The organism is Acidobacteriota bacterium, from assembly GCA_038040445.1.
Classification (GTDB): domain Bacteria; phylum Acidobacteriota; class Blastocatellia; order UBA7656; family UBA7656; genus Onstottus_A; species Onstottus_A frigus.
On record JBBPIG010000008.1, the window covers coordinates 167,405 to 192,986 of the forward strand.

The following is a 25,582-nucleotide window of genomic DNA, read 5'->3' on the forward strand; positions in this document are numbered from 1 at the left end:
GAGCCCCGAACGGGGTTTGTATCATAGCCCAGCAGCTTCAGCGGCGGGAAGAGGGGTGCTGCAACGGCACGCGTCCCGTAGATGATTGGAACCATGCTTTCAGACGTCCTACGGGCAGACGTCCTACGAGACTCCCGTCAATTTTATTGCCTGAATCCGGGTCCGTGACCGCTGGGCCGTTGTCGTCTGACCCGGCGCGACGCGATCAAACTCCCGGCATGGCTTTTTTAAGCGGTTTCAGAAGCAGCGTCAAAACGACCGCCATCACCAGCGCCATTGTGCCGAGGATGATGAAGAACGATGACTGCCTCCAGATGGACCAGTAGACGCCGATTGCCGTCAGCTTGTTGCCGATTGCCGTAGCGACGAACCAGCCGCCCATCATCAAGCCGCGGACACGGAGCGGCGCGACCTTGGATACGAGCGACAAGCCCATCGGCGACAGCATCAATTCGCCAAGAGAAATCACGGCGTAGGCCAGGATCAGCCAGAACGGCGAGACAACGAACAGATATCCTCCCATCATAATCGCTGGTATAGACCCATCAGCCAGGTTGCCACCGACAGCTTTCCGAATTGCATCAGTGAGCTTTTCCTGAGCGGTAAAGGTTTTGTTTTTGTAGCCACGCATTTTCTCTAGAACATCGTCTGGCACACCTTCAACCTTCAATGTTTGTATCGCGGTCTCAAGTGCGGCAGCAAATCTACCGTCTCCAGAAATCTCTCCACTCTCAATCTTCCCATCTTTCAGTTTCTTCCAAACATCATCGGGCAAACCGTCGGCTTTCAGGTCATACTTGATGGTTTCAAAAGCCGCGCTGAATGATTTGTCGGCGCTGAATTTCTTTTCGTTGACGATGAACTTATCTTCGGCGTTTTTGCGGGTCTTAAGTTTTTCCAAAACGTCCGGCGACACACCGTTGGCGCGCAGCGAATCCATCACACGTTCATTCACGCGAAATGAGCCTTCGGCAATCATCGCCGGGGTAACCTCTTTGGCTTCGCCTAGCTGTGCCCCAGCGTAGAGGATTAAGAACGATAGCCCTGTCAGCGTCATCCCGATCGCCATCTTCGTCGGCGTCGAAGGCTCTTTGCCTTTGTTGTCGAGCCACTTCCAAAACCACACCAGCGGGAAGGTCAGCGTCACGATCCAGAATGGGTTGATGGCGTTGGAAATCGTCCCCGTAACGTCCCAGTCAGTGTTGTCATTCGCCCAGTACGTCAGCGTAGAGCCGTTCTGGTGGAAGACCATCCAGAAGACGATGACGATGAGGAAGATAACAATCAAAGCGCCGATGCGCCGACCGTCGGAGACCTTCTCCATCTCTCCGCCGCGCCCAACCGTGGGCAGTGACTTGCCGCTCTTCCTGGCTTCGATTACCGCCGGGTCTTCGACTATGTTTTTGAATTTCCAGAGGATCGACACTGAAATGACCATCCCGAAAGCAGCAACCGCGAACGCGGGGTGGAAGCCCCAGCGCGCTTTAACGACTTCCATCACGACCGGGGCTGCGAATGCGCCGACGTTGATGCCCATGTAGAAGATGTTGTAGGCGCGGTCCTTCAGGTGGCTGCCTTCGGGGTAGAGATTGCCGACCATCGTCGAGACGTTCGGCTTGAAGAACCCGTTGCCGATGACTAGACAGGTAAGCGCCGCGTAAACAGCCCAGAGCGACGGAACCGAAAGCAGCCCGTGTCCTGCCATAAAGAAGAAGCCGCCAATCATAACGGCTTTTCGATAGCCTAAGACTTTGTCGGCGAGCCAGCCGCCTATGAGCGGGCTCGCGTAAACGAACATCAGATAGTTTGAATAGAGACTTGTCGCTTGCGCGGGAGTCCAGCTAAAGCCGTCTTTGGAGTCCTGCATGTACAGCGTGAACAGCGCGAGCATCGAATAGAAACTAAAGCGCTCCCACATCTCGGTCGCGAATAGCGCGTAAAGCCCTTTAGGGTGTTTGTCGAGGTCACCAGTCGGAGCAGTGATGACATCCTGTGCGTGGGTTCTGACAGCCATAGTTGAGAAGGCTCCTTATTCAGATTTCGTCAGCAGGATCGCGGAACACTCATCCGCAAGTGAGAGCCTTGGAGCAGCTCTCAGAGAATCAAAGGCAGTTCGAGAGCATTGATCTTACATGACCGCGGCGGGGCCGACAACTATTTGAGCACGAACTGCCTGGCGGCGGTTATGAACAGCCGCCTGGCGGCTCAAACGACATCGCCTCATCGAAAAGGTCCTCACGTGAAGCTTAGGTCTATCTCTCGTGGGCGCCGCCTTTCGTCAACTTGGCAACCAACTGGGCATTGGCTAGACTGGCGACGTTATTGTCACTTCGCGAAAGGACCCTGTGAAGCAGGAGCAGCTTCCATGATATGGCAGGCGAGCGGCTTATGTTCGAATGGGACGTTCAAAATCGGCGCTTCCATATCCGAGATGTCGAGCGCGAGGCTGAACATCACGCCATCGAAGATCTCCAGAAGGAAGCGTGGGGATTCAGCGATCTGGACATAGTGCCGGCGGCTACGCTGATTGCAACGCAGCATGCAGGCGGCCTAGTGCTCGGCGCGTTCGCAGGCGGCTTGATGATCGGGTTCGCTTACGCGTTTCCTGCTTTTGAAGAAGGCCGCACTTCGATGCATTCGCACATGCTTGCGGTCAAACCGGAGTACCGCAACTTTCACGCGGGCTTCTACTTGAAGCTTGCGCAGCGCGAGCGCGTGCTTGAAAGAGGACTCGACGAAATCACGTGGACGTTTGACCCGCTTCAAAGCTTGAACGCGCACTTGAACTTCGCGAAGCTCGGCGTGGTGTCGCGGCGTTACATGGTGAACTTCTACGGGGAACAAACGTCGAGTCCTTTGCATAGCGGCTTCGGCACGGACCGGCTGTGGGTGAGATGGCTGTTGAACAGCGACCGGGTGAAGCAGTGCGTCTCGCGCACGGCGTCGCACCGCGCGGCTCAGGTTGCCACCGATAGTGTTGCCGTCATTCGATCGGCGCTGATCTACAGCGACGGCTCACGCCCGCTGCTCGGGGATTTCAAGGGCAATCTCTCCGCTGACCGATGCACGATCGAGATACCTCACAACATAAACGCGCTCAAAGAACGTGAACCGAAGCTGGGAATTGAATGGCGAGAAGCAACTCGCGCTGCTTTCCTGGCGGCGATCGAAGCGGGCTTCTTGGCCGACAATTTCGTGCGAATCGAAGGCGAGGACGGCCCGCGATGGTTCTATTCGCTGAGTAAGCAGTCCAGCCCTGAACGTTGAATTCTGCTAACAGATCTCTGAAGTCGCGGTTCACCGGTTTGATCCCCCTGCCAGGCAAGACACAAAATAGTAAGGTCCCAGTGTCTAATCTCGTGTTGGTCGACTAACTAGACTCCATGCAACCTTGGCGGTTCACTTCACGCACGGATAGAATCTTTTCAGATGCGGAGGATATTCATTGATCGCTCAGGTCTGAAGGCTTTCGCGATCATCTTTCTGCTCCCCTTTCTTACGCCAGCCCAGTCCAATCCCAAATCGGAAAGCGCACCTCAGACCAGGCAGGAAAGAAAAGACGAAGCGAAACAGAAGGCCGGCCGCCCAGATCGAGCCGCGCGCACGGAAGCGGGCGCGGCCTCGACCTCACGCTTGGCGCTCCCGTTCAAGCGCGCGTGGCAGTATTTGACCGAGAGCGCATCGACGCTTGCGCCTTCGGTCGACGAAGAGCGCATCTATCTGCCGCTTGCAGGCGGACGTGTCATTTGTCTGGATCGCGGCAGCGGATCTTTGCTGTGGACGAGCGAACCCGGCGGAATCGTCGGAGTGCCGGTTGCCGTTGGCGAGAATTCCGTCTACATCGCAACGCGCAAGGTCGCCGACGATGGATCAGAAGCGGGCGGATCGCTGCGCGCGGTGGACAAAGCTACCGGTCTGACGGTGTGGGTGAAAGACTATCCGCGGCCTTTCGCCTCGCCTCTCGAGCCGGGCGGCAATCGGATTTATGCCGGGAGTTCGGATGGATCGTTCTACGCGCTCGCCTCAACCAGCGGGGATGTGATCTGGAAGGTTGAGACTCAAGACATTGTTCACGGCCGGGCCCGTATCACCGATCGCGCGATCTATTTCGGAAGCGACGACGGCGCGCTGCGCGCGGTAGACCCGGTCAACGGGCAGATGATTTGGAAGTATCAAGCGGTTGGCAAAATCATCGGTCAGCCCGCGGTCGATGCGCGCGACATCTACTTTGGTTCGGGGGACGGCTACATCACTTCGGCCGATTGTCTGACAGGCAAGCTCAAATGGCGTTCGCGAACCGGGGCTGCCGTCGAAGCGTCGCCGGTGCTGGCCGGCGGCCGCGTGCTTGTAGCGTCGTTCGACAACTTCGTTTACGCGTTGTCACGTTCAAACGGGGACCGAATCTGGAAGCGGCGTCTCGAAAACCGCATCGCTTCTGCTCCGATAGTAGAAGGAGACGCGAGCCTGGTTGCTCCGCTCCGAGGCGAATACGTTGCCGTGTTCCTGAATTCCGACGGCCGCCGTGTAAACCTCTACCAACTCGAAAAGGACTTCGAGATCGTTGCCGATCCTGTCTTCTCGGGCGATACGCTGGTGCTCGCGACGGATAAGGGCCTCGTCGTCGCCAGGACCACTCGATCGGCCGACATCCCGCCGAGTGCCGTCAAGAAATAACAGTCTAAAAAGAGATCGCCGCCGCGCTGATGAAAAGGTGGATACAACCCTGATCAACAGCGCAGCGGCGACGCGTGGGAACTAATAGTGGGAGCTTTAGTCCGAAGGAGCCTGAGGGCGACAGAACAACTCGATGTACTGCTTTATGATTGCGAATGGCGGGGGCAGCCGTTCTATTATCAATCGGCGTTCCACAAATGACGTAGTCATCAGTTCGGCAGAATCGCGTTCCGTATAAAGGAGAAATCACAATCAGGCTGGCATGGTCGGGTAAGACCGGAGGCGCGTTCAACCAGAATGAAAGAGGCATTTCAACTGCATTGCGCGATACTGACCGAGTGATCAACGGGAAATAGGAGGCGAAAATGTCACTCCCGAAGAGCGATGACAACCATTGTCATCTTCGCGTACCACCACCTGTCACTCAAATGTGATCAAGCTTTCCCATGCGCCTTAGCGTTCTGAAAGACGCGGCACATCCGCTCGACGCCATCGGCGATCGCTTCCGGTGTCTCCCTGGAATATGCAAGCCGCAATGTGTTCGCGCCGCTGCCATCGACGAAGAAAGGCTGGCCGGGCACGTAGGCGACTCCGCTGTCGATCGCCTCGGGCAGCAACGCCGTCGCATTGGTTCCAGCAGCAAGCTCCATCAGAATGAAAAACCCGCCGGCCGGTCTGGTCCAGCGCGATCCGGCTGGCGCGAAACGATCGAGCGCTTCGAGCATCGCTGCGCAGCGAACCTGATAAAACGTGCGAAGCGCGGGCAACCGCCGCTCGATCAGCCCCTCGCGTATGGCCTCGATGACAATCGCTTGATCGAGCATGCTCGACGAGAGATCGGCGCCTTCCTTGGCTAGCTCGACCTTCGCGGCAAGCTCTTCAGGCGCGCGCAACCACGCGGTTCGCAAGCCCGGCGCGAGCGTTTTTGAAAAAGTGCCCAGATAAACGACGCGGTCCGGGCATAGCGCCGCCAACGGCATTAGCCGCGAAGCGTCTTCAGTGAAGGAGAGATCGAAGTAGGCGTCGTCTTCGATTATCAACAGATCGTTCTCGCCGGCGATCTCGACCAGTTGGTTGCGGCGTTCGGCTGCCAGCGTCACGCCCGAGGGGTTTTGAAAATTAGGGATGGTGTAGATGCACTTGATGCGTCGCCCTTCCAAGCGTGCGCGCTCGATCTTCTCTCGCAGATCGGGGATGACGATGCCGCCCTCATCCTGGCGGACGCCTATCATTTGAGCCCCGGCGTTGTGCAGAGCGATGATTCCGCCGATGTAGCTTGGAAGCTCGACCAGTGCGACGTCGCCCGGATCCAAAATCACTCGAGCGATCAAATCGAGTCCCTGCTGCGAGCCGGTTGTCATCACGATCTGGGAAGGGTTCGAGCTCGAGATGCCGCGTGAGCGAAGGTTGGCGGAAACAGCTTCGACAAGTGCGCTCTGGCCGCGGGTCGGTCCATACTGAAGCGCGAACCGGCCGCGCTCGCGTATGACGCGCGCGGAGATTTCAGCGATCTCTTCGAGCGGGAATGTTTCAAAGCTTGGCGCGCCCGCGGCAAGCGAGATCACTTCCCGGTTGCCGAGCAGCGTGGTCAGCTTGCGGATTGCGTTGGGTTGCAGACGCCGGCCTAGCACGGACAGCATCTCGTGGTATTCGATTTGGGTTTTCAGCATGCAATGCGCCGCCGCTCACCCCTTCACGTCGAAGGCAAACTGCACCATGTGAGAGGGATTAGTTTTATCGTTTGATTTTATGGTTATCGACTTGACGTGCTCACCCGGCGCTTTGCCCGTCTCGACTTTTACCTTGATTTTGCCGGCCTGACCAGGCCGGAGGACCTTCGGATAGTCCACGGTGGTGCATCCTCAGCTTGGCACGACCGCTTCAATATTGAGATCGGCCCGCCCTCCGTTTCTGATGGCAATCGCCCGAATGAGCGTCTTGTCCTGGGGGTGCTTGCCGAAGTCTATTTTCTTTTCCGGCGCGATCAGTTTCGGCGCGCGCGCGCTGCTCGCGGTGTTCGCGCTTCGGTCCGCCGGAGGCTTCTCAGCCGGCGTAACTGCATTGCCGGCAGCCTTCGGTTCCGGCGGCGGTATCGATTGAACCGTTGGCGGGGTGCTCGGCGAAGCGTTGTTTTGAGCGACGCGAAGTTGTTCGGCAGCGTTGCTGTTAGCTTGCTGCTGAGGAGCGTTGGTATTCGAGGAGCCGGAGGGTCCCGTTGAGCTCGAGCATCCCGAGAGTAACGCTATCAGCACAAGCAGGGCGGCGTACGGTCTTATGATCGAGGGTTTCATGGCGCTGATAATTTAGCATAACGAAGCCGCAGGTGTGCAACGTGCCCCTGGGAGCGCAGGCATCCTTGCCTGCCGGTTCTCGCACAACAACAAGCTCCGCAGGTATGCCTGCACTCTCAGGGTCATTCAGCCTTGCTCTCCGCTTCATCGAGCTTCAGCGTTACGACCGTAGCTCCCCATCCGCCGGCCTCCTGCGGCGCATCGCGAAAATCAACCACGTCATTCGTGCGCGAAAGGATCGACCGAACCATCTCCCGCTGAACGCCGATCCCTTTACCATGAATGATGCGAACCCATCGCACGCCGCGGCGGCGTGCTTCCTCGATGTAGCCTTCAACGACAGCGCGAACCTGACCGGGCGGTATCGAATGAAGGTCGATCACATCGCGGAATTCGATCGTGACGACCTCCGGGAACGGATTGTTCGGGTCGGGCGAGTCAATTTCGGCTTTGTCGGAAACGGGGTTCGTCGATCGCTGGCGCCTCTTAGTTCGAAGCTCGCGGCGGAATCTTCCGAACAGTAGATCGAGACGCATTGTCCAATGATATGTGGCTTGAGGCGACGGCCTCAAGGTATGCAGAAACGAGCGCAACCTTAATTCTGCGTTTGGAAGGCCAGCTTGCCCGCCGATTTGAAATCATGAATAATCCTTTATTGAACTTCTCCGCGCGCGCCGCATGAGCAACAAAGACGCGCGGTCTGCTTCTGCGTGCGTATGACCTTACTGACTGTCACTTCACTGATTGCAGCTCTACTGCTGGCCGGGCTCGATGTGCCCGCTCAATTTCCCAGCGCGGCCAGACAGAGCTACCCGGCCGTCATTAAGGACTCCCCGGATCGGCGAGAGAAGGGAGAACGCGAGTGGAGGCGGATGCTTGACTCCTACGGCGTACCGCCAACGCCGCCCGACCTTTATCCCATCACCGGCACGCCGCGCTCGCTGTTGGGCGTCTCCGGCGGCATAAAGCTTCTGACCGGCAAGCCCGAACCCGGCACTGAAACATTCGCGCTTCGTCAGGCGATGAAGGCATTCATCGATCGGTGGCGCGAACTGCTCGGAGTCGATTCGGCGACGGTTTCGCTGATCAACGCCGAGGTGTCGGGCGATACCGAGCGGCTCACTTATCGGCAGGGGAACTATGCTTATCCGGTGGCGGGCAACTTCGGCGAAATGGTCGCGGTTGTCAGCAAGGACGCGAGGCTATTGCAGCTCGACGACAGGTTTGTCCCAGTCGTTGACTTGCCTTTGAAACCCGCTATCGAAAGGAGCCTCGCCGCCAAAAAATGCATCGGCCGAACGTTCAGCTATACGGACATAGCCGGAAGAGAGCAGCGGACCGCGATCAGCTCCGCCGACGAAGTGAACGTTAAACGGCTGGTTGTCCTTCCAATCGAGAAGGGCGATGCGGTTGAAGTCTACCTGGCCTGGGAAGTAGTAGCGGGAAAGTCGCTTTCATGGACGGTGTATATCGACGCGGTGAAGGGCGAGGAGCTGAGAGTGGTTCAGAATTTTCAAACGTGAAGAATAGGGGTTTTGGGATTAGGGGTTAGGGGTTGGCGCGGAGAAGCGTTCTCAAACCCAGCCCCAATCGCCAACCCCCAATCCCCAACTATGGAAACAGTCATAACGCGCGATACTGACGTACTTCGTGAATACCTGGCGGCTCTCGACGAGCGCGAGCGAGTGTTGTCCCCATTCGCCAGGCTTGCCGCCACCATCAAGCTCGCTCGGTTGCGCCGCGAACTGAACAACGCACGGCTTGAAACCACCGATGAGGACTTTGCGGCGTTGCGGAGGGAAATAGACGAGCGCCTCAACCGCTCTTTGTTGCGCCGCTTTCAAGGCAACAACTGGGGCTCGCGAATATCTGTATTCCTGATACTCGTGGCCGGCCAGCAACTCGCGCTGGCGCTCATATGGTTGCTGACGATGTTGTTCGTTCGCTTCGCTCCGGTGCCAAAGGGGTGGAATCCTGTGCTGCCGCACGAACAACCTGCTTTCCTGTTCGGCTTCATTTTCATCTTCTTCTTTGCGACGCCGATGCTGGCGCTGTTTGTGTTGTCCGGGGGGAGATACCTTCGCTCGTGGCGGACCACGCTGCCGGCGACGATTGCGATTTTCGCGCTATCCGCGCTCGGCGCCTTCCTCGTGGTGCGAAACAAGGAAACGAGCAATCCGGTGCGTCACACGACTTCGTTGGGACAGTTCATGAAAGGGCGAGACGTGAACCCCGCGAGCTACGGCGAGTGGGTGAATGCCAACTGGTTGATGAAGGATGTGAAGTTCCAGCGCGACTACGAACGTTACCTTCGCGCAGGTCCGGGACGTTGGATCACGTCGCGCTTCGACTCCCCAAATGATGCGGCGTGGTCAGACTCGCTTGGGATAATGAATGAGTACCTGGACGACGGGCAAGATACCGACGGCTTCGGCGAATGGTTGCGGTACTACCTGGACCGGAATCGAATCTATGCCGAAGACCGCATCGACCGCGAAGTGGCTGCGTTGACCGGCAGCGCGAATCAGCGATTCCTCGGGACCTGGCAGCTCGAGCCTTATCTGAAAGAGCGCGACCAGCGATTGTACCGCGCGTATCTCGGGTCGGTTGACAGGGCGATGAAGACGTTGGGCCTGATATGGCTTGGCCTCCTCGCCCTCGTCCTGCTGGCGGCCTACGCAGCTACGCCGGTTGTTTCGTTGTGGAAACGCATGCCGGGAAGCGGCCGCATGCGCGGGGAATCAGTCGCGCTGGACTCGGACGAGCACGCGGCTTCGAGCCCGGCGGACGAACGTTATAGCTCGTTTCCCGAACGGAGCGAGATCACCACGCCCCCATTCTTCGAGACGCCGTTCAAACTGTTATCGCGAGTTCATCGGGCGTTTTTGCGATTGGCGATCTTCGCTTCACTCTTCGTCTTCGCTTTCTTGAGCTTGGTGTATGCGCTCGATCTAACAAGCGAGCACCCGAACCCGCAGTCGCAGATGGCGCTGATGCGAAGCAATCTGCTTTTCGGGGGCTCACCCGATCGCGCCGAGAGCGACAAGGGCGAGCTGCTCTCTCGTAGCAGCTCGACGGATTCGCGAGTTGCGGGAGAGACGGCCAAAGCCTCGCGGGAAACACTGCTGGCCACGCGAGTGCAAGAGCTTGAACAGACGCTCGACGAGGACGACTATCAGAGCGACAAGAAGTTCAAAGAACAATACAAGATCATTGCGAGTCAACGCAGCGAGTTGAGCTCGATCAGGAGCGCGACGGGGCAGCTTCAGCAGACGCTGCCGGAGCAAATCTCGAGCGTCGGCTCGCGAGTCGGCGCCGCCGAAGCGCGCGCCGGCGAAGTGATGGGACAGGCCGAGGCCGCAAGGCAGGCGGCTGAAAGCGTTCAGAAGCAGCTCGGCACCAAGCTGAGCGAGGTCGAAACTCGAGCGGCGCGCGCGGTCGAGCAGGTCGGCAAAGTCGAAGATCAGGCTTCGCTGCTCGCGACTCGGACCGAAGCGCTTGAGAGAGAACTCGACCGCCGCGCCCGGCAAATCGAAGCTCGAACTGAAGAACTCGGCGAGCGAACCGCGGGACTCAAAGAACGCGAGGAACGAGTAGACCGGTTGCAGCGGGTCGCGTTCGCGGCGATCCTCGCGGAGCTCAAATCCGGCGCCGATGATCTCGAGCGCCGCATCGCTTCATCGTTCTACCGCTTCTTCAGCAAAGGCGAAGCGCGGCGTGATGCCGACTCGCTTCGCCAGCGCATAACGGCGCTATCGACCGAGCTTCGTGCGATGAACACCGATCAAGCGAAGCAATTCATCGAGCAGCTTGATGCGTTGGGCAAGCGTGTTGATCAAATCGCCGAGCACATCAAATGAGCCGGAGGGTGTGATTAGAGTGCGACGATCACAAAAGTGTTTTGCGCGAATCCCACTCACTGCCGAGATTGTGTGAAAACCCCCAACTTCAGTTGGGGGATTGTTAGATTCAACCTACGGCGGAGGACGAATCTCTTGTCCCGTCGTAGGCTGAACTGAAACATCCCCCAACTTGAAGTTGGGGGTATTTCGGGAGTTTTCACACATCTCTGCCGTGGGAGGGATTCCCGAAGTATTGAAGAGAGGCGACGAGTGGTTGACACAGTTGCGGAGACGGAGCGGCGCGGAGAGGACGAGAGCGGGCGCGTCGTCCCTGCTCCCCCGGTCCTCCGCCGCTCTGCTCCTACTCTTCGCTCCACGATCGAGATCGCTGCCGGACTCGCTTTGATACTCGCGGTGATGGGCTGGATCGAATTCGGCGGTCCGGCGATTCTCGACAACGACGGCTACTATCACATCCGCTGGGCTGCGATGCTGCGCGAGAATTGGCCGCACCTTCCGCCGTTCAAAGCGCTGCCGCTCACCACACTCAACGAGCAAAACTACGTCGATCATCATTACCTGTTTCACGTGCTGTTGATTCCTTTCACCCTGGGCGATTTGAGAGTAGGCGCAAAGCTCGCGGCGGTTGTCTTTTCAAGCCTCGGAATTGTCTCGATGTTCGCGCTGCTGGTCGCCTATCGGGTTCGATATCGATGGCTATGGCTTGCGCCGATGGTCGCCGGCTCCGAGCATTTTCTTTACCGGATGTCGATGACGCGAGCGCCGGCGTTGTCGCTTGCGTTGTTAGGCTTGGGGACGCATCTGATCCTCAAGCGCAAGCACGTTTGGCTGGCGCTTCTCTCCTTCGTCTTTGTCTGGTCCTACAGCCTGTTTCCGCTGATGCTTGCCTTTACCCTGGCCTACTCGATCACGGTTTATTTGGCCGAGCGCCGAATAGATCTGTGGGGCGCTCTTGCTTCGGCGATCGGGATAGTCGCCGGACTCGTCATCAATCCTTACTTCCCAAAGAACCTCACGTTGTTCCGCGAACACTTTCTAATGAAGTACACCGGCACCTACTCGGTAGACGTAGGCGTTGAGTGGTATCCGTATGAGACCTGGGTGATGCTGGGCATCAGCGCCGTAGCGTTCGCGATTTACTTGATTGCGCTGTTGGCGTTTGACTATCGAGAGCGCGTGCGCGACGCCAAGCCGCTGTTCTTCTTGATCGTGTCGGTGATGTTTTTGTTGTTGGTTTTCAAATCGCGGCGGTTCATCGAATACTGGCCGCCGTTCGCGGTTCTGTTCGCTGCGTTCACGATGGGGCCAAGGCTTGAAGGCATGAACTTCGCCTGGCTGACTCGAACTCGAGATCGAGTATTCGCAGCGACGGCTGCGGCGGTTGTTACGGTTGCGGCTATCTTGTGGATGGGCTGGTGTGTTTGGCAGGCGCGCGAAGACGTCAAAAGCGAAACGGACCCTTTCGCTTACCGAGGCGCGGCGGAATGGATCGCTGCAAACACGCCGCCGGGCTCGATGATCTTCAACACGGACTGGGATGATTTTCCGATGCTGTTCTACTACAGCCCGAACAACACATACATTGTTGGGCTCGATCCGACTTATCTGCACAATCGCGATCCCGAGCTATGGAAGCTGTATGCGAAGATCACTCTGGGCGAAGAAGACAACCCGGCCCCGCTGATCCGCGAACGGTTTGGAGCTGAGTACGTGTTCACGGATAACGAGCACCCGGACTTCATTCAAGTGGCTGAAGATAGCGGCGACTTCGAGAAGGTGTATGAGGACAAGTTCACTACTGTGCTGAGGGTTCGGAAGGCTGATGAGCCGAGACCGAAGAAAGAAGACGAGAACTAACCATCACCCTCAAGAGGGACACGGTTCGAGTCATATGCAGGCGAGCTTCGTCGGCCATTGTTCCTCGCATCGTTTGATTCATGATATCGGGTTAGCGGTTATGAGTAGTGCGTTGGCAACTGGGAAGTTTTGGTATTTGAAAACCCTCCGGCCGCAGTATGATCCAGCATGGGCTCTGGGGTACGGCATTCTGACACCTTGACAGTTTAATTGTAGCGCCCCAATGAGGCGGCCATTTCGAAGTTAGACGCCAAAGCGATGTGGATAATGCGACCCTGGAACAAGGAGCATTACTTGATCCGATCTATGAATTCAAAGAGAATAATTAGCTTGTTTGCCAATCCTTGGTTGGGACTTCTTGGAACGATCTTCAGTATACTAGGGGGTCATACTATCTATTTATCTATTCAATTTGTCGAAGAGAGAGCGGAACTTGACATATTATGTACACCCAAGCAGATCAGTGATCGTAAAAGCGGGACAGTCTACAAGTTTACGTGTTCTATACAAAGATAAAGACCTAGACACAGATGTAACTGCTGTTCAAGTTTCTATCTGGAACCAAGGAAAAGACTTGATTCGGAAAGAGCAGATACTGAGTAATGCCAAAATAGTAACCCGTCCTCTTGTGCCCGTTCTTGAAGCCACAGTCAGCAAGCCCAGTAGAAATGTTATCGATTTCAATATAGACGAGTCCCACTTATCTGAGGGCTATGTTCCTTTATCTTGGAGAATACTTGAACAAGATGATGGGGCTGTTGTCCAACTAGTCTATGCAGGCTCCTCGGATATAGAAATACAGGTTGAGGCTACAATCGAGGGGCAAGCTGTGGCTCCAACGCGCTTTGCACCCGGTAGGAACTGGTTCATTCTTCTTTTGCTGGTAAATATTATCGGTTATGCGGTAATGAGCGTACGTCTTATCAAGAGCCACATGCCTATTATAGTAAGAATCGTTTTGTTGCTCTTAACCCTCCCGATATGTCTTATGAGCGTTTATTACTTCATACGGTCTTTGATGGGAGCATTAACAGCGTCAGGCTCTCCATATGGGATTTAGATTGGATACTAAAAAGAAATATTGATTAGCGGAACCAACATTCTGCACGGAGGTTTCTATCACCTAAACGCGTCCATACAACAGGATGGTCGCGAGGCAAGGTTCCGATCATCTATTCCTATCCAGCGGGCCTTTGCTGAAACGAGACCGACCTTAGGCTCTGGTTCGTTGACATCAGAACCCGCGAAGCGGGTGGCGGCCGTGGTTCACGAGCGCCGGTAGAGAACTCTGGTGGCGAGGATTTCAGGACATCACTTTCCGGTTGATACTTTCCGCCGGCCGCCACCCTCTTCGAGGGTTCGCGTACTTCGGTGTCGAGTTGTCCACGGGTTCGCGGACTCACCCGTGGCTTTACTCCGGCATCCCGTCCGGGATTCAACCGCAAAATCTAACGCGCACTCAGCGCGGTACCCAAGGACTCCAGTTACTTTCGCCCCGGAATGTTGTATATTCCTCGCACGAGGTTTGGCCATGAAGACTATCAATGCCGGAGAAACAGAAAAGACCCTCAAGGAACTCTTGGAAGAGACTGCTGCTTCTCATGAACCAATTCAAATCATCAGCGATGCTTCTAACGGGATCCTCGTCTCAGAGGAAGACTGGCGTGCCATACAAGAAACTCTTTACTTGCTCTCGATTCCTGGAATGCGCGAATCCATTCGAGACGGAATGGCAACACCGATTGAAGAATGCTCTAAGGAGTTGAACTGGTGAGCTGGCTGCTTGTGTATGCAAAGCAAGCCCAGAAAGACGCGAAAAAACTAGCTGCTGCCGGCCTCCGAAGAAAGGCCGAACAGTTGTTGAAGATCATCAGTGAGAATCCCTTTCAAACGCCACCTCCTTATGAAAAGCTCGTGGGCGATCTTTCAGGAGCGTACTCTCGGAGAATCAACATTCAGCATCGCCTGGTCTATCAGGTTTATGAAGATCAGAAAGTGGTAAAGGTGTTACGAATGTGGACTCATTATGAGTGATGGAGAGTCCGCCCCGGAACCATTGCACGGCGACCGGGTGATTGGGCTCGACTTGCGGCCCGCTCTGCTTGGCGGGTGCAGCTTATCGATCGGAGAGTAAGATATGCGATATGCAATCGTGATCGAAAAAGCCGAAAACAATTACGGAGCCTATGTTCCTGATTTACCTGGTTGCGTGGCGACTGGAAAAACAATAGAAGCAACCGAAAGGGAAATCCGTGAAGCCATAAAATTTCATTTGCGCGGACTTCGCGAAGATGGATTACCCATTCCGGAGCCATCAAGCCGTGTCGACTATGTGGAAGTTGCTGCTTAGCGCTCTTCAAATCCGAGAAGCTTCCATGCCTAACGAAAGGCAGGCACCGCGGCGGCGGCAATCCCAGCAACGCCGGTCGTGGATTGTTCGAACCCGACCTACGATGGCGCCGCGACTAAGCCGTGCACTCAACGTTAGATCGCCCGAGGGAGAAGTGACTCTTCTTAGTAAGTCATCAAACTGGACCGCCTCAAAGTTCCTGACCGCTGAATGGCGTCATCTGGCGATGCTGAACTTCGAGGTCGATCCGAAGGTGCTGCGGCCATTCGTGCCAGCCGGAACCGAGTTGGATCAATGGCACGGCCGAACCTTCATCAGCGTCGTTGGATTCCTGTTCCTCAACACACGCGTCTTCGGCATAGCGATCCCCTTCCACCGCAACTTCGAAGAGGTGAATCTGCGCTTCTATGTAAGACGGAAGGCGAGCGACGGATGGCGGCGCGGCGTGGTCTTCGTGAAGGAAATCGTGCCGCGCGCCGCGATCGCGCTGACGGCGAGGATCGTCTACGGAGAGAACTACGTGGCCGTTCCCATGAAGCACCACATCGAAGGCGAGAACGGCGGCGCTGCAAAGCCGCGAACCGTCTGGTACTCCTGGCGGTTTCGCGGGCGAGAGAACCGAATCGAACTGACTGTTCAGGGCGACGCTGACGAGGCCCCCGAGGGAAGCGACGCGGAGTTCATAACCGAACACTACTGGGGCTACGCCCGTCGGCGAGGCGGCCGTACAATGGAATACCGCGTCGAGCACCCGCGTTGGCGGATTGCGCGGGCGTCCGCAGCGCGGCTCGATTGCGACGTGGATGGACTCTACGGAAGCCAATTCGTCGAGTCCTTGCAGGGGCAGCCGGCATCCGCGTTTCTCGCCGACGGATCGGAAGTCACCGTTTTCAGAGGGACCTTGCTGACTTCACGAGAAGACCAATGACGGAACAGGAAGAACCGATCGGATGGGTGCTGTATGACGACTCCTGCGGATTCTGCAGGCGGTGGGTCCCGTTCTGGGCGGGTGCGCTTTCTAAGAGGGGCTTTGCCATCGCGCCCCTGCAAAGCGAGTGGGTTGTGCAACGGCTGAACACGGTGCCGGAGGATCTGCTTCTGGACCTGCGGCTTTTGCTTGCGGACGGTAGGCAGGTGCGCGGCGCAGACGTTTACCGCCACGTGATGGGCCGGATCTGGTGGGCGTACCCGTTTTATCTGCTTTCCGTGGCGCCACTGCTGCGGCAGGTTTTCGACTGGGGCTATAGGACCTTCGCAGACAATCGCTACCGTTTTTCGCGTGCGTGCCGGCTCCTCCTGCCGTCGAGGATAGGAACCGCATCAGCGGATAACAACGCCTTGCTTATCGAGTCCTCGATCGTTGACTTAGAGCGTTCTCAAAAACGCAATCAACGCGCGTTTGTCTTCACTCGAGAGGTCGAGCCCAAACTCGTGACCCGGCACCGCGCGAGTTTTCTTGCCCGGGGCTTTCCATCCGCTCGGGACGTAGTCGTCTCGCAATCGCTTTCGGTCAAACCACTCCTCGAGCGTCGCAATCGACCCCGAGTGCTCGATCAGGTTTCGATACCACAGCCCCTTCAGCGAAGGCGTCTTGTAATAACCGGTTCCTTTTCTTGTCCTCAATGCCAGATTCGGATCGGTGCCGACTGGTAAGCGCATAATGCGCAGCCGAGCGGTGCCCGGATCGTTCTTGGGCGGAGTGAATCCGTCAGCAGGGATCAGCATGTTGTTCGTGTAGAGCGGCGGCGTGTGGCACATCGCACAGCCTTCGCTCTTGAAGACTTCCTGCCCGCGCCGCGCAACACCATCGGACTTGTTCGGGTTCGGAGGCGGTTCAAGTGAGTAGACAAACTTCCCAATCGCGTACAACGCTTCGTCGCTGAATCGATGACTGAGCTTGCGCTGCTTCTCATCGAAGAACTTGTGTTGACCGATCGAGCCGTCGTCGGCAACGCTAACGAGGATTGCGTATCGGGCGATGTCTTCGGGGCCACGGTTGACGTGAGTGCCGGTGTGATCGATGTACCGGCGGTCCTTCATACCTATCAGGTCGGGAATCTTTGTGATGAAGTAAGGGCTCCCGTTGAAACGCGAGAACGTACCGGGCTGCGGAAACCCGTCCACCTGCCCGATCTCTCCGGGTGTCATCGTCTTGAAGCGTTCGTGAATGTCGTCCTTAAGCCAGGGCATTCCGTACGCCGCGTACTCTGCATGATTGAGCGAGATGCCTTTTCGCTCGAGGTCCTTTCCGAATCCTTCGACGACAACGCCAATGGACTCGAACGCGAACGTGAGGTTGCCTTGAGCGCCAAGCAGCAGCGAACCGTCCGGCATGATCCGGCTGTGACAACCTGAGCAGTCCGCGAGCGAGGCTTTCAACTTGCCATCGCGACCAACGCTCCAGCGCAGCGCGGGAATGATGCCGTCTTTGGTAATTGCGTCTCCGCCTTTGCGGACGGCTTCCGCATCGCTCAGAAAGTTGAAGATGCGAGGGTCATCGGTTCGCGTAACGGGGAAGTCGAGTCCCCCGAATACCGCGCGGCCGGCTTCGATCCAGTCGCGTTCGGTCCTGAGCTTCTCCGGCTCGATCAACCTCTGCGGGCCTTGCTTGAGCATCCACTCTCGGTAGCCCTTGGGCTCTTTATCCGGAGCGTAGACCGGATACGTGCGCAGGTTGTCGACAGGCGCGGCGTAGTACTCTTCTTCACTGTAGAAATTTGGGGTGGCGTTAATCCCGGCGACCGGCGTGGCCCACGTAGCCAGTTGCTTTGCGTCCCAGATCCTGGGAACGCTGATCTTGTCTGAAGCCGGCCTGTTCTGAGCACCTGAGCCGGGCATCATCAAAAACACAGTTGCCGCGGCCCACACAAGCACAAGGATGAAACGATCAGGTCTTCGCATCTTTGAACCTCGCGATTAGTCTAATCCATTGGTCCACCCTGACAAAGGAACCGCAACCTGCCAGAGCCTTCATGAAACATGAACCTACGGCTCCCGCCAAAGGTTACGGGGGAATCAGTATGAAGATAAGGCCGGGCGAAGATATGACCTGATGACGGGTGGCCGACTGATCGGCGATCGATTGAACCTTGTTCGTCCCATCGACCATCGGTGTTCGATTCTACGCCCGACTCTACGTCCGATTCTTGATAGCTTAGCGATCGGTCGGCTATACTCTGACCGGCCATTGACGGAGAAGTCGCCTAGTGGCTGAGGGCGGCGGTTTGCTAAACCGCTATAGGCTGTAAAGGCCTATCGAGGGTTCGAATCCCTCCTTCTCCGCCAATTTTTTTCACCCCTTCCGCGATTCAGACCCAGCTTATGGTTTCTTCGTGTCGGGAGCGCAGGGTTGCGTTTGGCAAGCACCGTTACAACAGAACTCGAGTGGGGGACAGCCCCCCGCTTTGCATACATTGTTGACGACTCTCTTCACGCACTTGACCTTCTTAGCTTCGGCCGCAGCCGCTATCCTGTGGCTGTTGTATCGGACCTTTCCGGTCAAAGTGGCGACCCCAGCTTTTACAACAACGTCGATGTCTTTTAGTGAGGCCCGCTTAGATAGGCGCTCTTTGATTTGGGCCGCGAGCGCTGCATCGTCAGCCTTCGAACAATCAGTTTTGGTTGACGGCTTCGTCGCGCTCTTAGTCGCGCCGCTCTTGTTGGTGTTTTGCGCTGCAGACGCGCTTGTGGTTGAACCGCCCGCTACAGGGTGCATCGAAGCGAAGGCGATCATCCCAAGAAACAGTGGAAGCAGCAGCGCTGTTGCGGAAATTCTCGTTGGTGAGGTCTTTGTCATCGTTTTCTCCTTATCTGAAGTTTTCTATCATCGAGATCAAGGTCCTTGTTAACTGCTTACCGTAGAAAATTGCCTTTCCATCAGGCGACCACGCCATGCTGGAGAAATAGAGCTTCGGGTCAGTGTTTGAGGTGACTCTCCTTCCTTTACCGCCATTAACGCTAATCAGCCAGACGTTATCTTTAGCGTCTTCCCGCACCGGCACAGCGATAACCCGGCCGTCCGGTGATAAAAAAGAATTATAAAGATAGGCAGACTTCGGGTGAGCAATTTCATGCTTAACCCCTCCGGTCGCTGAAACCTGAAACAACGTAATCCCGCGTGGCTCCTCCGAAGGAACGTCGAGGTCAGCCGTTCCGGCAACAAGGTTATCGCCAGACCAACCTAGCAGCCGCAAGAAGGAATTCTTCTGAAAGATGATTTCGGATCTCTCCGTCTTTGTGTCCAATACCCAGATGCTCCAAAGCTGGTTGCCGTCAGCGGGCGCTACTCTTGTCCTCGACAGATAAGCGATACGTGTGGCATCAGGTGAAAGGAAAGGGCAATAAAAGATGAGATCAAGGTTTGTGGGCACCAAAGTATGAGTCTCACCTGAACCATCAACAGCCACCATGCAGACGCTCGATTGTTCATACGATGTGCAATAAACAATCCTCTTGCTGTCGAATGTCCAGGAATAATCTTTGGGCAGCACCCGGTTATAGGGCGCGCTGACTTGCCCTCCGGTGTTAACGCCATCGGTGGTTAGCTGTCTTTCATCTCCGCCCGCGGCTCTCACCGTCCATAGATTCCAGCCTTTACTTCGACGCACAAATGCGACGTGTTCGCCATCGGGCGACCACAGCGGCTTTATTCCTTCAGCGGCTAACTGATTCTGTGGACCCTCAGTCGCTATTGGTCTGGTTAGTATCCGGCACTTGTCCAGCTTAACATGACCAAGTTCCCGGATAGATTGATACGCAATCGTCTTACCATCAGGTGAAACATCGGGCCACAGCTTGACGTTCACGTCCGATGCCAGCTCGAGCTCACTGCCAGTGTCCAGTCTCACTCCCCAGATATCGCTCTCTTCTTTCAGGTTTTTGTATAGTATTTTTGTGCCATCCGCTGAAACATCTTGGACGAAAACACTAGTCTCTCCAAAGGTAATCTGCAGCGGTTTTCGACCATCGAGATAAGCTATGCATATCTGGAACGTGCCGTCACGGTCGGAGCTATAGACTATTCTCTTCCCGTCCGGGAGCCATGCAAGATTCATGTCTCTCGCCGGATCATTGGTAATTCGTGCCGGCGCACCGCCTGACACTGGCATCACCCATAGATCCTCTTGCCCGTCCTTGTTGGCTACGTAAACGATCCGGTCCTCGCCCGGCGATACGCTCAAGTACACTATGCGCTGATCGAAGTGCGCTACCAGTTTGGTATCCCCAGATGTCGTATTCAGAGCTAGGAGATCGGTGTCAAAAGCAGAGCCGTAGGTGTACAGGTAGTAAATGGTATGTCCATCATCCGACCAGGATATCAGTTTGTATTCAGTATCGACCTGCTTAAGCAATGTTGGCGTGCCGCCAAAAGCCGGCATTCGCCAGATTCCGAACTGCTTTCCTCGATTCGATTTGAATGCTATTTGACTGCCGTCAGGTGAGAAGATCGGATTATTGTTGTTCCATTCTCCCTTAGTGATCTGAATCGGGTTCGGATCTCCGCCTATGCTCTGCTTGATCCACAGATTGGGGACTCCGCCTCCCATCGTAGAAAAGGCGATTAATTTGCCATCGCGCGAGAGGACGCTTTCGACATCCTCGTCCGCCTCATTCTTCCAATTTGCAAGCTGGACAAACTTCAAGGAAGACAGAAATTCTGTCTGAGTCTCGTTGGGCGTTCTGGCGATCAACCACCAAATAACTCCGGCGACAGCGACTGCAATCGGAACAATCACCGCCACTGGTAAGCGGACGCGCGGAGACAGTATCCTGGATGTCGTCGAAACGAAGCTTCCGGTGGGTAGGATTCGAGTCTTGATAGTCATTGGAGAGCTTACCGCGGAAGGCCTCGTTGAAGCGCCCCTGATCTGTATTCCCTTGCTCTGAATATACTCGACCAGTTCCAGCTTCAATTCATTGACCGAATCGTACCTATCCGCCGGCTCTTTCTTCATTGCTTTCGTTACTATTCTCTCGAGGTCCCGGCCCACTTCCCGTCTTACTTTGCTGAGAGGTTTAGGCTCCTCGTGCAGAATCGCGTGCATTGCTTCTATCGAGCTTCGACCGGTGAAGGGGCGCACGCCGCTCAGCATCTCATAAAACGTGGCGCCGAATGAAAAGACATCACTGCGCGCATCAACGGCCTCGCCCCGCACCTGCTCCGGTGACATGTAAGGAGCCGTTCCAATGATGGCCGCCGCCGTGGTCACGTGCATCATCGTAGGAGATTCGTCGGTCAGCTTGCTCAGATATGAGGAAACTTGTTTCGCGAGCCCGAAATCAAGCACCACTGCCGAGCCGCGTTCGTTCACGATTATGTTCGAGGGCTTTATGTCTCGATGTATGACCCCGTTCTTATGAGCTTCTTCAAGGGCCTCTGCGACGTCCAACGCATAACTCACCGCGCTTTCTATCGGCATCGGGCCTTGCGTCAGCAACTCGTGAATCGTTCTCCCCTGCAGGTACTGCATAGCGATGAAGACCAGGTCGCCTTCCTTCCCCACTTCAAAAACGGTGCAGATGCTTGGGTGAGACAGAATCGAAGCGGCGCGGGCCTCGCGCAAGAATCGCTGGTGAGCGTTTTGATCTGCAGTCAGCTCGGGCGAGAGAGTTTTGATGGCAACGACTCTGCCAAGCTCGAGGTCTACCGCTTTATAGATCTCGCCCATGCCACCGCGGCCGATCAGTTCCTTGATCTTGTAGTGCGAGATCGTTGAGTCCGGGCTCAGGGTGCTCATAGCCGTTCTCCACACTTGCGTGGCCAAGACCTCGCGATCCGAAGAGAGCGGACCTCCTGTTCGGCGAGAAGACCAGGTGTTTACAAAACTTCAAACGCTTACAATGACCACAAGCCTTGAAGCTTATATGCTGTTGAGCCTGCGACTGATAAGCTTCAGTCGCGCCGTTACTGTTTAGTTCATCGAAAGAAAAAAAGCAAGCGGCACGAACTACTGAGGACTGTCTGATTTAACACACCGCACGTTTGAACAAGATGGCTCTTCGGCGCCCAGCTCTTGAGTTCAGATCATGAGTCCAATCTGAAATCCGCGACGACCGGCGCGTGGTCGGAAGGCTTCTCCCAGCCGCGAGGTTCTTTGTCTATCAAGACAGAAGTCGACTCTTTGGCAAGCGGCTCGGTCACCCACACGTGATCGATTCGCAGTCCAAGGTTGCGCCGGAATGCTCCCGCGCGATAATCCCACCACGAATACTGATTCGCTTCTGAGTTGTGCATCCGGAACGCATCCACAAAACCCCATTGCCTCACGAGGTCCAACGCGTCCTTCTCGGGCTCGCTGAAAAGGATTCGCCCGCGCCACAGCTCCGGATTGTGGACGTCGCGTTCTTCAGGCGCGACGTTGAAATCGCCGCACAGCAGCACTCTCTCGCTCGGCTGATAGCACGAGTCGAAGAAGGCTCGCAGCCGTCGCAGCCATTCCAGCTTGAAGTAGTATTTGTCGGCGCCGACCGCCTGGCCGTTGGGAGTATAGACATTGACGATTCGGATTCCGCTTATGGTCGCCGCAAGCACACGAGACTGAGAGCCGGGCTCGTCATCTGGCAAGCCGCGGCTGACCCGTTCACACTTGACGCGTGAGAGGATCGCGACCCCGTTGTATGCAGCTTGCCCGAACGATTCAGACAGGTAACCTAGCCGGGCGAACTCTTCGGCGGGAAACTTCTCGTCGATGCACTTGGTCTCTTGCATGCACAAGACGTCGGGACTGGCGGCTTCAAGCCATCGGACGACCTGGGGTAAGCGCGCCAGCACCGAGTTCACATTCCACGTGGCGATCTTCAATGCGTTTCCCATTTCGAATCAGGACGCCGAAAGAAACGGGCCGCGGCTAAGCGGCCCTTTGCTGAATTTAGTACCCGCGGCAGGAGTCGAACCTGCGACTTCTTGCTCCGGAGGCAAGCGCTCTATCCACTGAGCTACGCGGGCAAGCGTTTATGCGAACGGACAGCATAGCGAGGAACTGTGATCAGTGTCAATTTTCGGCCAGGTGCGCGTCAGACTTTCGCGCACCACCTCTGAGAGAGACTATGAAAACTCCGGGAATACCACCCACGGGCAGTGGGTGGATTGTTCAAGTGCAGCCTACAAAGGGGCGCGCCCGGATTCCCGTTTTTCCTCTCCTCCCCTCGCGGCGCGAGGGGAGACAGAGATAAAAAAAACACAGGGGGCCGGCGGCTCTCTACGTAGGCTGGGCTTGAACAATCCACCCCACTGCCGTGGGTGGTATTCCCGGAGGTTTTCAGAGTCTCTGTCAGAGGTGATGAATCCGTGATGCTAAGGCCTACAGGATCGCCTTGCTGCGTCTCAGATGCCCACACGCGTTTCTCCGCTAGTAAATCTGGCGAAGGTTATGGCCAAGTGTATGCACTCATCGTTTGCACCCGCGCTTGCGGAGCAGGACAAGAATCACGGCCTGGCTTCAAACACAAGATTGAACGGCGTTTGGGTCGCGCGGCGGAATCGCTTGAAGCCTCCGCTCGTGACCACCTCGCGAATCCGAGCCTCACCCGCTTGCGCGCCAAGACCCAACCCCACTTCTTGAGAGCGCGATGCCGGCGTGCAGATCATCGTAGACGCTGCATAAAAAATCCGGCCTATCGGATTCAAATTGTCCTCGACTTTATCATTGGCAAATGGCTCGACTATCATCCACGAACCATCGGGCTTCAACGTGCTGAGCACGTGAGCCGCCGCTCCGGCCGGATCGCCCATGTCATGCAGGCAATCGAAGAACGCCACGAAGTCATAGTCGCTGCCCGGGTAATCTTTCGCCTTCGCCACCTCGAAGCTCACCCGGTCGGATACACCTGCTTCGACCGCCTTCTTGCGGGCGTACTCAATCGAGCCTTGATGGTAATCGAATCCGATAAAGGTTGATTTCGGGTACGCCTGTGACATCAGAATGGTCGAGGCGCCGTGGCCGCAACCGACATCCGCTACGCTCGCCCCTGCCTTCAGCTTTTCCTCGAGGCCTTCGAGCGCGGGTATCCAGGAGCTCATAAGGTTTGCCGCGTAGCCCGGTCTGAAGAACCGTTCGGTGCCCCGAAACAGTCCGGGATCGTGTTCGTGCCAGCCCACCCCGTCGCCAGTTCTAAATGCATCCGTGATTCGAGGTTCGGCCTTCACCGCCGAGAGCGCAAGTTGGAACGCGCCCGGCAAGAAGACCGGTCCGTTCTCGTCGGTGAGCGCGAACGCCTGTTCTTCGGTTAAGAAGAATCGGCCGGGTTCCGCATCGTAGCTTGCGTAGCCCCCGGCCGCTTGCGACGCGAGCCATTCGCGCACATACCGCTCGGTTGTGCCGGTGCGCGTGGCAAGCTCTTCCGAGGTGATCGGGCCCGCTTCGGCCATCGCCTTGTACAAGCCCAATTTGTCTCCGATTACCGCCATCGCCGCATGAAAGGTCCCGCCAAAATCATTCAGAAACCTTCCAAGAAGCTCGCTCATCTTTTCCTCGTTGATAGCCATCATCACCTCTTCTGGGATTGTTCTTTTTGGGAGTAGGTGGATATGAAATCACGACGGTCGTTTCATTTCAACCGGCGGCAGGTCAGTTCCGCGGTTAGTTCATTCCGACACGAAGACTCAAAGATGCCAAGCCACACCAAGTCACCGGCTTCGAGTCTCCTTCGTGCCTTGGTGACTTAGTGGCGGAATGCAGTTTTTCAGCAGCCCGGCAAAAGCAAATGACGACAGAGCGGTCTTCAGAAGCTTGCCTTCATCTCGATGGGCTTCTTGTCCTTTGAGAACGCAGCGAGCGAGCAGTTCCAAACGGCAGTCCTGGAATTCAGCACGATGTCGGCGTTTGTCTCGGTGATCGGCGACGGCGCGTGCAACACGAACCGCATCCTTACGATCGAGAGAATCAACGGCTTGAATTGTTCTTCCATTTCTTTTGACGCCTTGTCTTCTTCGGGACTCGGCTTCGGCTGCTCTTGTACTTTGCCGTTCACCTTTACTTCCGCCTTCACTTCGGCCTTTGCTTTTGCATCGACGTCCAGAAGGAACTTCTGGGTGTAGAAGCTCTTGTTATCCTTCTTCTCGATCTGCACCGACCACTGCGGGTCCGATCCAATATCGCCTTCCTTCAGGCTGCTCTTTCCGAAGTTCGCCAGCACGCGCTGAATGTCCTGGAGCTGCTTGAACGAGAACACAAGGTAGATGCTCTGAACACCGTTTTGCTTCACGTCCCTGACTTCCTTCAGCTTGATGGTTGGAGGCAGCGCGGTGGTCAGCTCCTTTTTGAACTCGGCCAGCGCATCGGCCGGAGATTTCTTTTGCGTCATTTCGGCTCCGGCCATCTTTTCAGGAAGGTCGGGCAGCGAAATGAAGATGACCAGGTCACCGCTTCCGTCCGCGTTGAGGAATATCTCCTGCTCGATGCTGAAGCAGCCGGTGACGAACACGCAACAGACGATTATGATTCCATAGCCAACCAAACATTTGATTTTCATAAACCCCTTTCTCTGGTAAGCGATCCGCAATGTCTTGTCAGGTCTCCGCAGACCGCGATCAATGTCGCAGCAGACTC

General features: G+C 56.2%; 21 protein-coding genes and 2 tRNA genes. 11 read left to right on the forward strand and 12 right to left on the reverse strand.

All coding sequences use genetic code 11. The features are described 5' to 3' along the window. Window positions 1–205: 205 nt before the first annotated feature. Window positions 206–2,014, reverse strand: coding sequence for a peptide MFS transporter (locus tag AABO57_11215; protein ID MEK6286302.1), 1,809 nt, complete (start codon window positions 2,012–2,014; stop codon window positions 206–208). Window positions 2,015–2,370: 356 nt separating this feature from the next. Here AABO57_11215 and AABO57_11220 point away from each other — a divergent pair, with 356 nt between their 5' ends. Together AABO57_11220 and AABO57_11225 are read left to right on the forward strand one after the other, a co-directional pair. Beyond that, window positions 2,371–3,267 carry a hypothetical protein gene (locus tag AABO57_11220; protein ID MEK6286303.1) on the forward strand — a complete coding sequence of 299 codons (897 nt, stop codon included), beginning with the start codon at window positions 2,371–2,373 and terminating at the stop codon, window positions 3,265–3,267. Between the two features lie 162 nt (window positions 3,268–3,429). Next, the gene (locus AABO57_11225; protein MEK6286304.1) at window positions 3,430–4,674 is read left to right on the forward strand and encodes a PQQ-binding-like beta-propeller repeat protein; all 1,245 of its coding nucleotides are present in this window, start codon (window positions 3,430–3,432) and stop codon (window positions 4,672–4,674) included. 434 nt (window positions 4,675–5,108) lie between these two features. On the opposite strand, the gene AABO57_11230 is transcribed toward AABO57_11225, so the two are convergent. From AABO57_11230 to AABO57_11245, 4 genes are all read right to left on the reverse strand, one after another. Continuing rightward, on the reverse strand, window positions 5,109–6,344 hold the full coding sequence (locus tag AABO57_11230) for a PLP-dependent aminotransferase family protein (GenBank protein ID MEK6286305.1): 1,236 nt from the start codon (window positions 6,342–6,344) through the stop codon (window positions 5,109–5,111). A 15-nt stretch (window positions 6,345–6,359) separates the two neighbouring features. Further along, the gene (locus AABO57_11235; protein ID MEK6286306.1) at window positions 6,360–6,524 is read right to left on the reverse strand and encodes a hypothetical protein; all 165 of its coding nucleotides are present in this window, start codon (window positions 6,522–6,524) and stop codon (window positions 6,360–6,362) included. A 12-nt stretch (window positions 6,525–6,536) separates the two neighbouring features. Further along, window positions 6,537–6,965 (reverse strand): hypothetical protein, encoded by a 429-nt coding sequence (locus AABO57_11240; GenBank protein MEK6286307.1) that lies wholly within the window; start codon window positions 6,963–6,965, stop codon window positions 6,537–6,539. A 122-nt stretch (window positions 6,966–7,087) separates the two neighbouring features. Further along, window positions 7,088–7,501, reverse strand: a complete 414-nt coding sequence (locus AABO57_11245; GenBank protein ID MEK6286308.1) for a Smr/MutS family protein — start codon at window positions 7,499–7,501, stop codon at window positions 7,088–7,090. 180 nt (window positions 7,502–7,681) lie between these two features. Between AABO57_11245 and AABO57_11250 the strand changes: the two genes are divergently transcribed. The 8 genes from AABO57_11250 to AABO57_11285 all read left to right on the forward strand — a co-directional run bounded on the left by AABO57_11250 (window position 7,682) and on the right by AABO57_11285 (window position 15,963). Beyond that, complete coding sequence (locus AABO57_11250) at window positions 7,682–8,488, forward strand: hypothetical protein (GenBank protein ID MEK6286309.1); 807 nt, start codon at window positions 7,682–7,684, stop codon at window positions 8,486–8,488. A 90-nt stretch (window positions 8,489–8,578) separates the two neighbouring features. Next, window positions 8,579–10,825 (forward strand): hypothetical protein, encoded by a 2,247-nt coding sequence (locus AABO57_11255; protein MEK6286310.1) that lies wholly within the window; start codon window positions 8,579–8,581, stop codon window positions 10,823–10,825. Window positions 10,826–11,077: 252 nt separating this feature from the next. Then, entirely contained in the window at window positions 11,078–12,685 is a 1,608-nt protein-coding gene (locus tag AABO57_11260; GenBank protein ID MEK6286311.1) for a hypothetical protein, read from the forward strand. 433 nt (window positions 12,686–13,118) lie between these two features. Continuing rightward, a complete protein-coding gene (locus AABO57_11265) occupies window positions 13,119–13,745 on the forward strand; it encodes a hypothetical protein (protein MEK6286312.1) in 627 nt (208 codons plus the stop codon). Between the two features lie 471 nt (window positions 13,746–14,216). After that, window positions 14,217–14,459 carry a type II toxin-antitoxin system Phd/YefM family antitoxin gene (locus tag AABO57_11270; protein MEK6286313.1) on the forward strand — a complete coding sequence of 81 codons (243 nt, stop codon included), beginning with the start codon at window positions 14,217–14,219 and terminating at the stop codon, window positions 14,457–14,459. Beyond that, a complete protein-coding gene (locus AABO57_11275; protein ID MEK6286314.1) occupies window positions 14,456–14,719 on the forward strand; it encodes a Txe/YoeB family addiction module toxin in 264 nt (87 codons plus the stop codon). Before AABO57_11270 ends, AABO57_11275 begins: the two co-directional genes overlap by 4 nt. 103 nt (window positions 14,720–14,822) lie before the next feature. Then, on the forward strand, window positions 14,823–15,035 hold the full coding sequence (locus tag AABO57_11280; protein ID MEK6286315.1) for a type II toxin-antitoxin system HicB family antitoxin: 213 nt from the start codon (window positions 14,823–14,825) through the stop codon (window positions 15,033–15,035). A 154-nt stretch (window positions 15,036–15,189) separates the two neighbouring features. After that, window positions 15,190–15,963, forward strand: coding sequence for a DUF2071 domain-containing protein (locus AABO57_11285; protein ID MEK6286316.1), 774 nt, complete (start codon window positions 15,190–15,192; stop codon window positions 15,961–15,963). A gap of 437 nt (window positions 15,964–16,400) precedes the next feature. Here the strand turns inward: AABO57_11285 and AABO57_11290 are convergent, their stop codons facing one another. After that, a complete protein-coding gene (locus AABO57_11290; protein MEK6286317.1) occupies window positions 16,401–17,936 on the reverse strand; it encodes a hypothetical protein in 1,536 nt (511 codons plus the stop codon). Between the two features lie 291 nt (window positions 17,937–18,227). On the opposite strand from AABO57_11290, the gene AABO57_11295 reads away from it, so the two are divergent. Beyond that, a tRNA-Ser gene (locus tag AABO57_11295) sits at window positions 18,228–18,320 on the forward strand. Between the two features lie 34 nt (window positions 18,321–18,354). On the opposite strand, the gene AABO57_11300 is transcribed toward AABO57_11295, so the two are convergent. The 6 genes from AABO57_11300 to AABO57_11325 all read right to left on the reverse strand — a co-directional run bounded on the left by AABO57_11300 (window position 18,355) and on the right by AABO57_11325 (window position 25,505). Next, entirely contained in the window at window positions 18,355–18,831 is a 477-nt protein-coding gene (locus tag AABO57_11300; protein MEK6286318.1) for a BON domain-containing protein, read from the reverse strand. Window positions 18,832–18,841: 10 nt separating this feature from the next. After that, complete coding sequence (locus AABO57_11305) at window positions 18,842–21,772, reverse strand: protein kinase (protein MEK6286319.1); 2,931 nt, start codon at window positions 21,770–21,772, stop codon at window positions 18,842–18,844. Between the two features lie 287 nt (window positions 21,773–22,059). Beyond that, window positions 22,060–22,836 carry an exodeoxyribonuclease III gene (gene xth / locus AABO57_11310; protein MEK6286320.1) on the reverse strand — a complete coding sequence of 259 codons (777 nt, stop codon included), beginning with the start codon at window positions 22,834–22,836 and terminating at the stop codon, window positions 22,060–22,062. A gap of 71 nt (window positions 22,837–22,907) precedes the next feature. After that, window positions 22,908–22,980 (reverse strand) — tRNA-Arg (locus AABO57_11315). A gap of 480 nt (window positions 22,981–23,460) precedes the next feature. Next, window positions 23,461–24,519 carry a class I SAM-dependent methyltransferase gene (locus tag AABO57_11320; protein ID MEK6286321.1) on the reverse strand — a complete coding sequence of 353 codons (1,059 nt, stop codon included), beginning with the start codon at window positions 24,517–24,519 and terminating at the stop codon, window positions 23,461–23,463. 236 nt (window positions 24,520–24,755) lie between these two features. After that, window positions 24,756–25,505: a hypothetical protein gene (locus AABO57_11325; protein MEK6286322.1), complete on the reverse strand. Its 750-nt coding sequence runs from the start codon at window positions 25,503–25,505 to the stop codon at window positions 24,756–24,758. Between the last annotated feature and the right edge of the window lie 77 nt (window positions 25,506–25,582).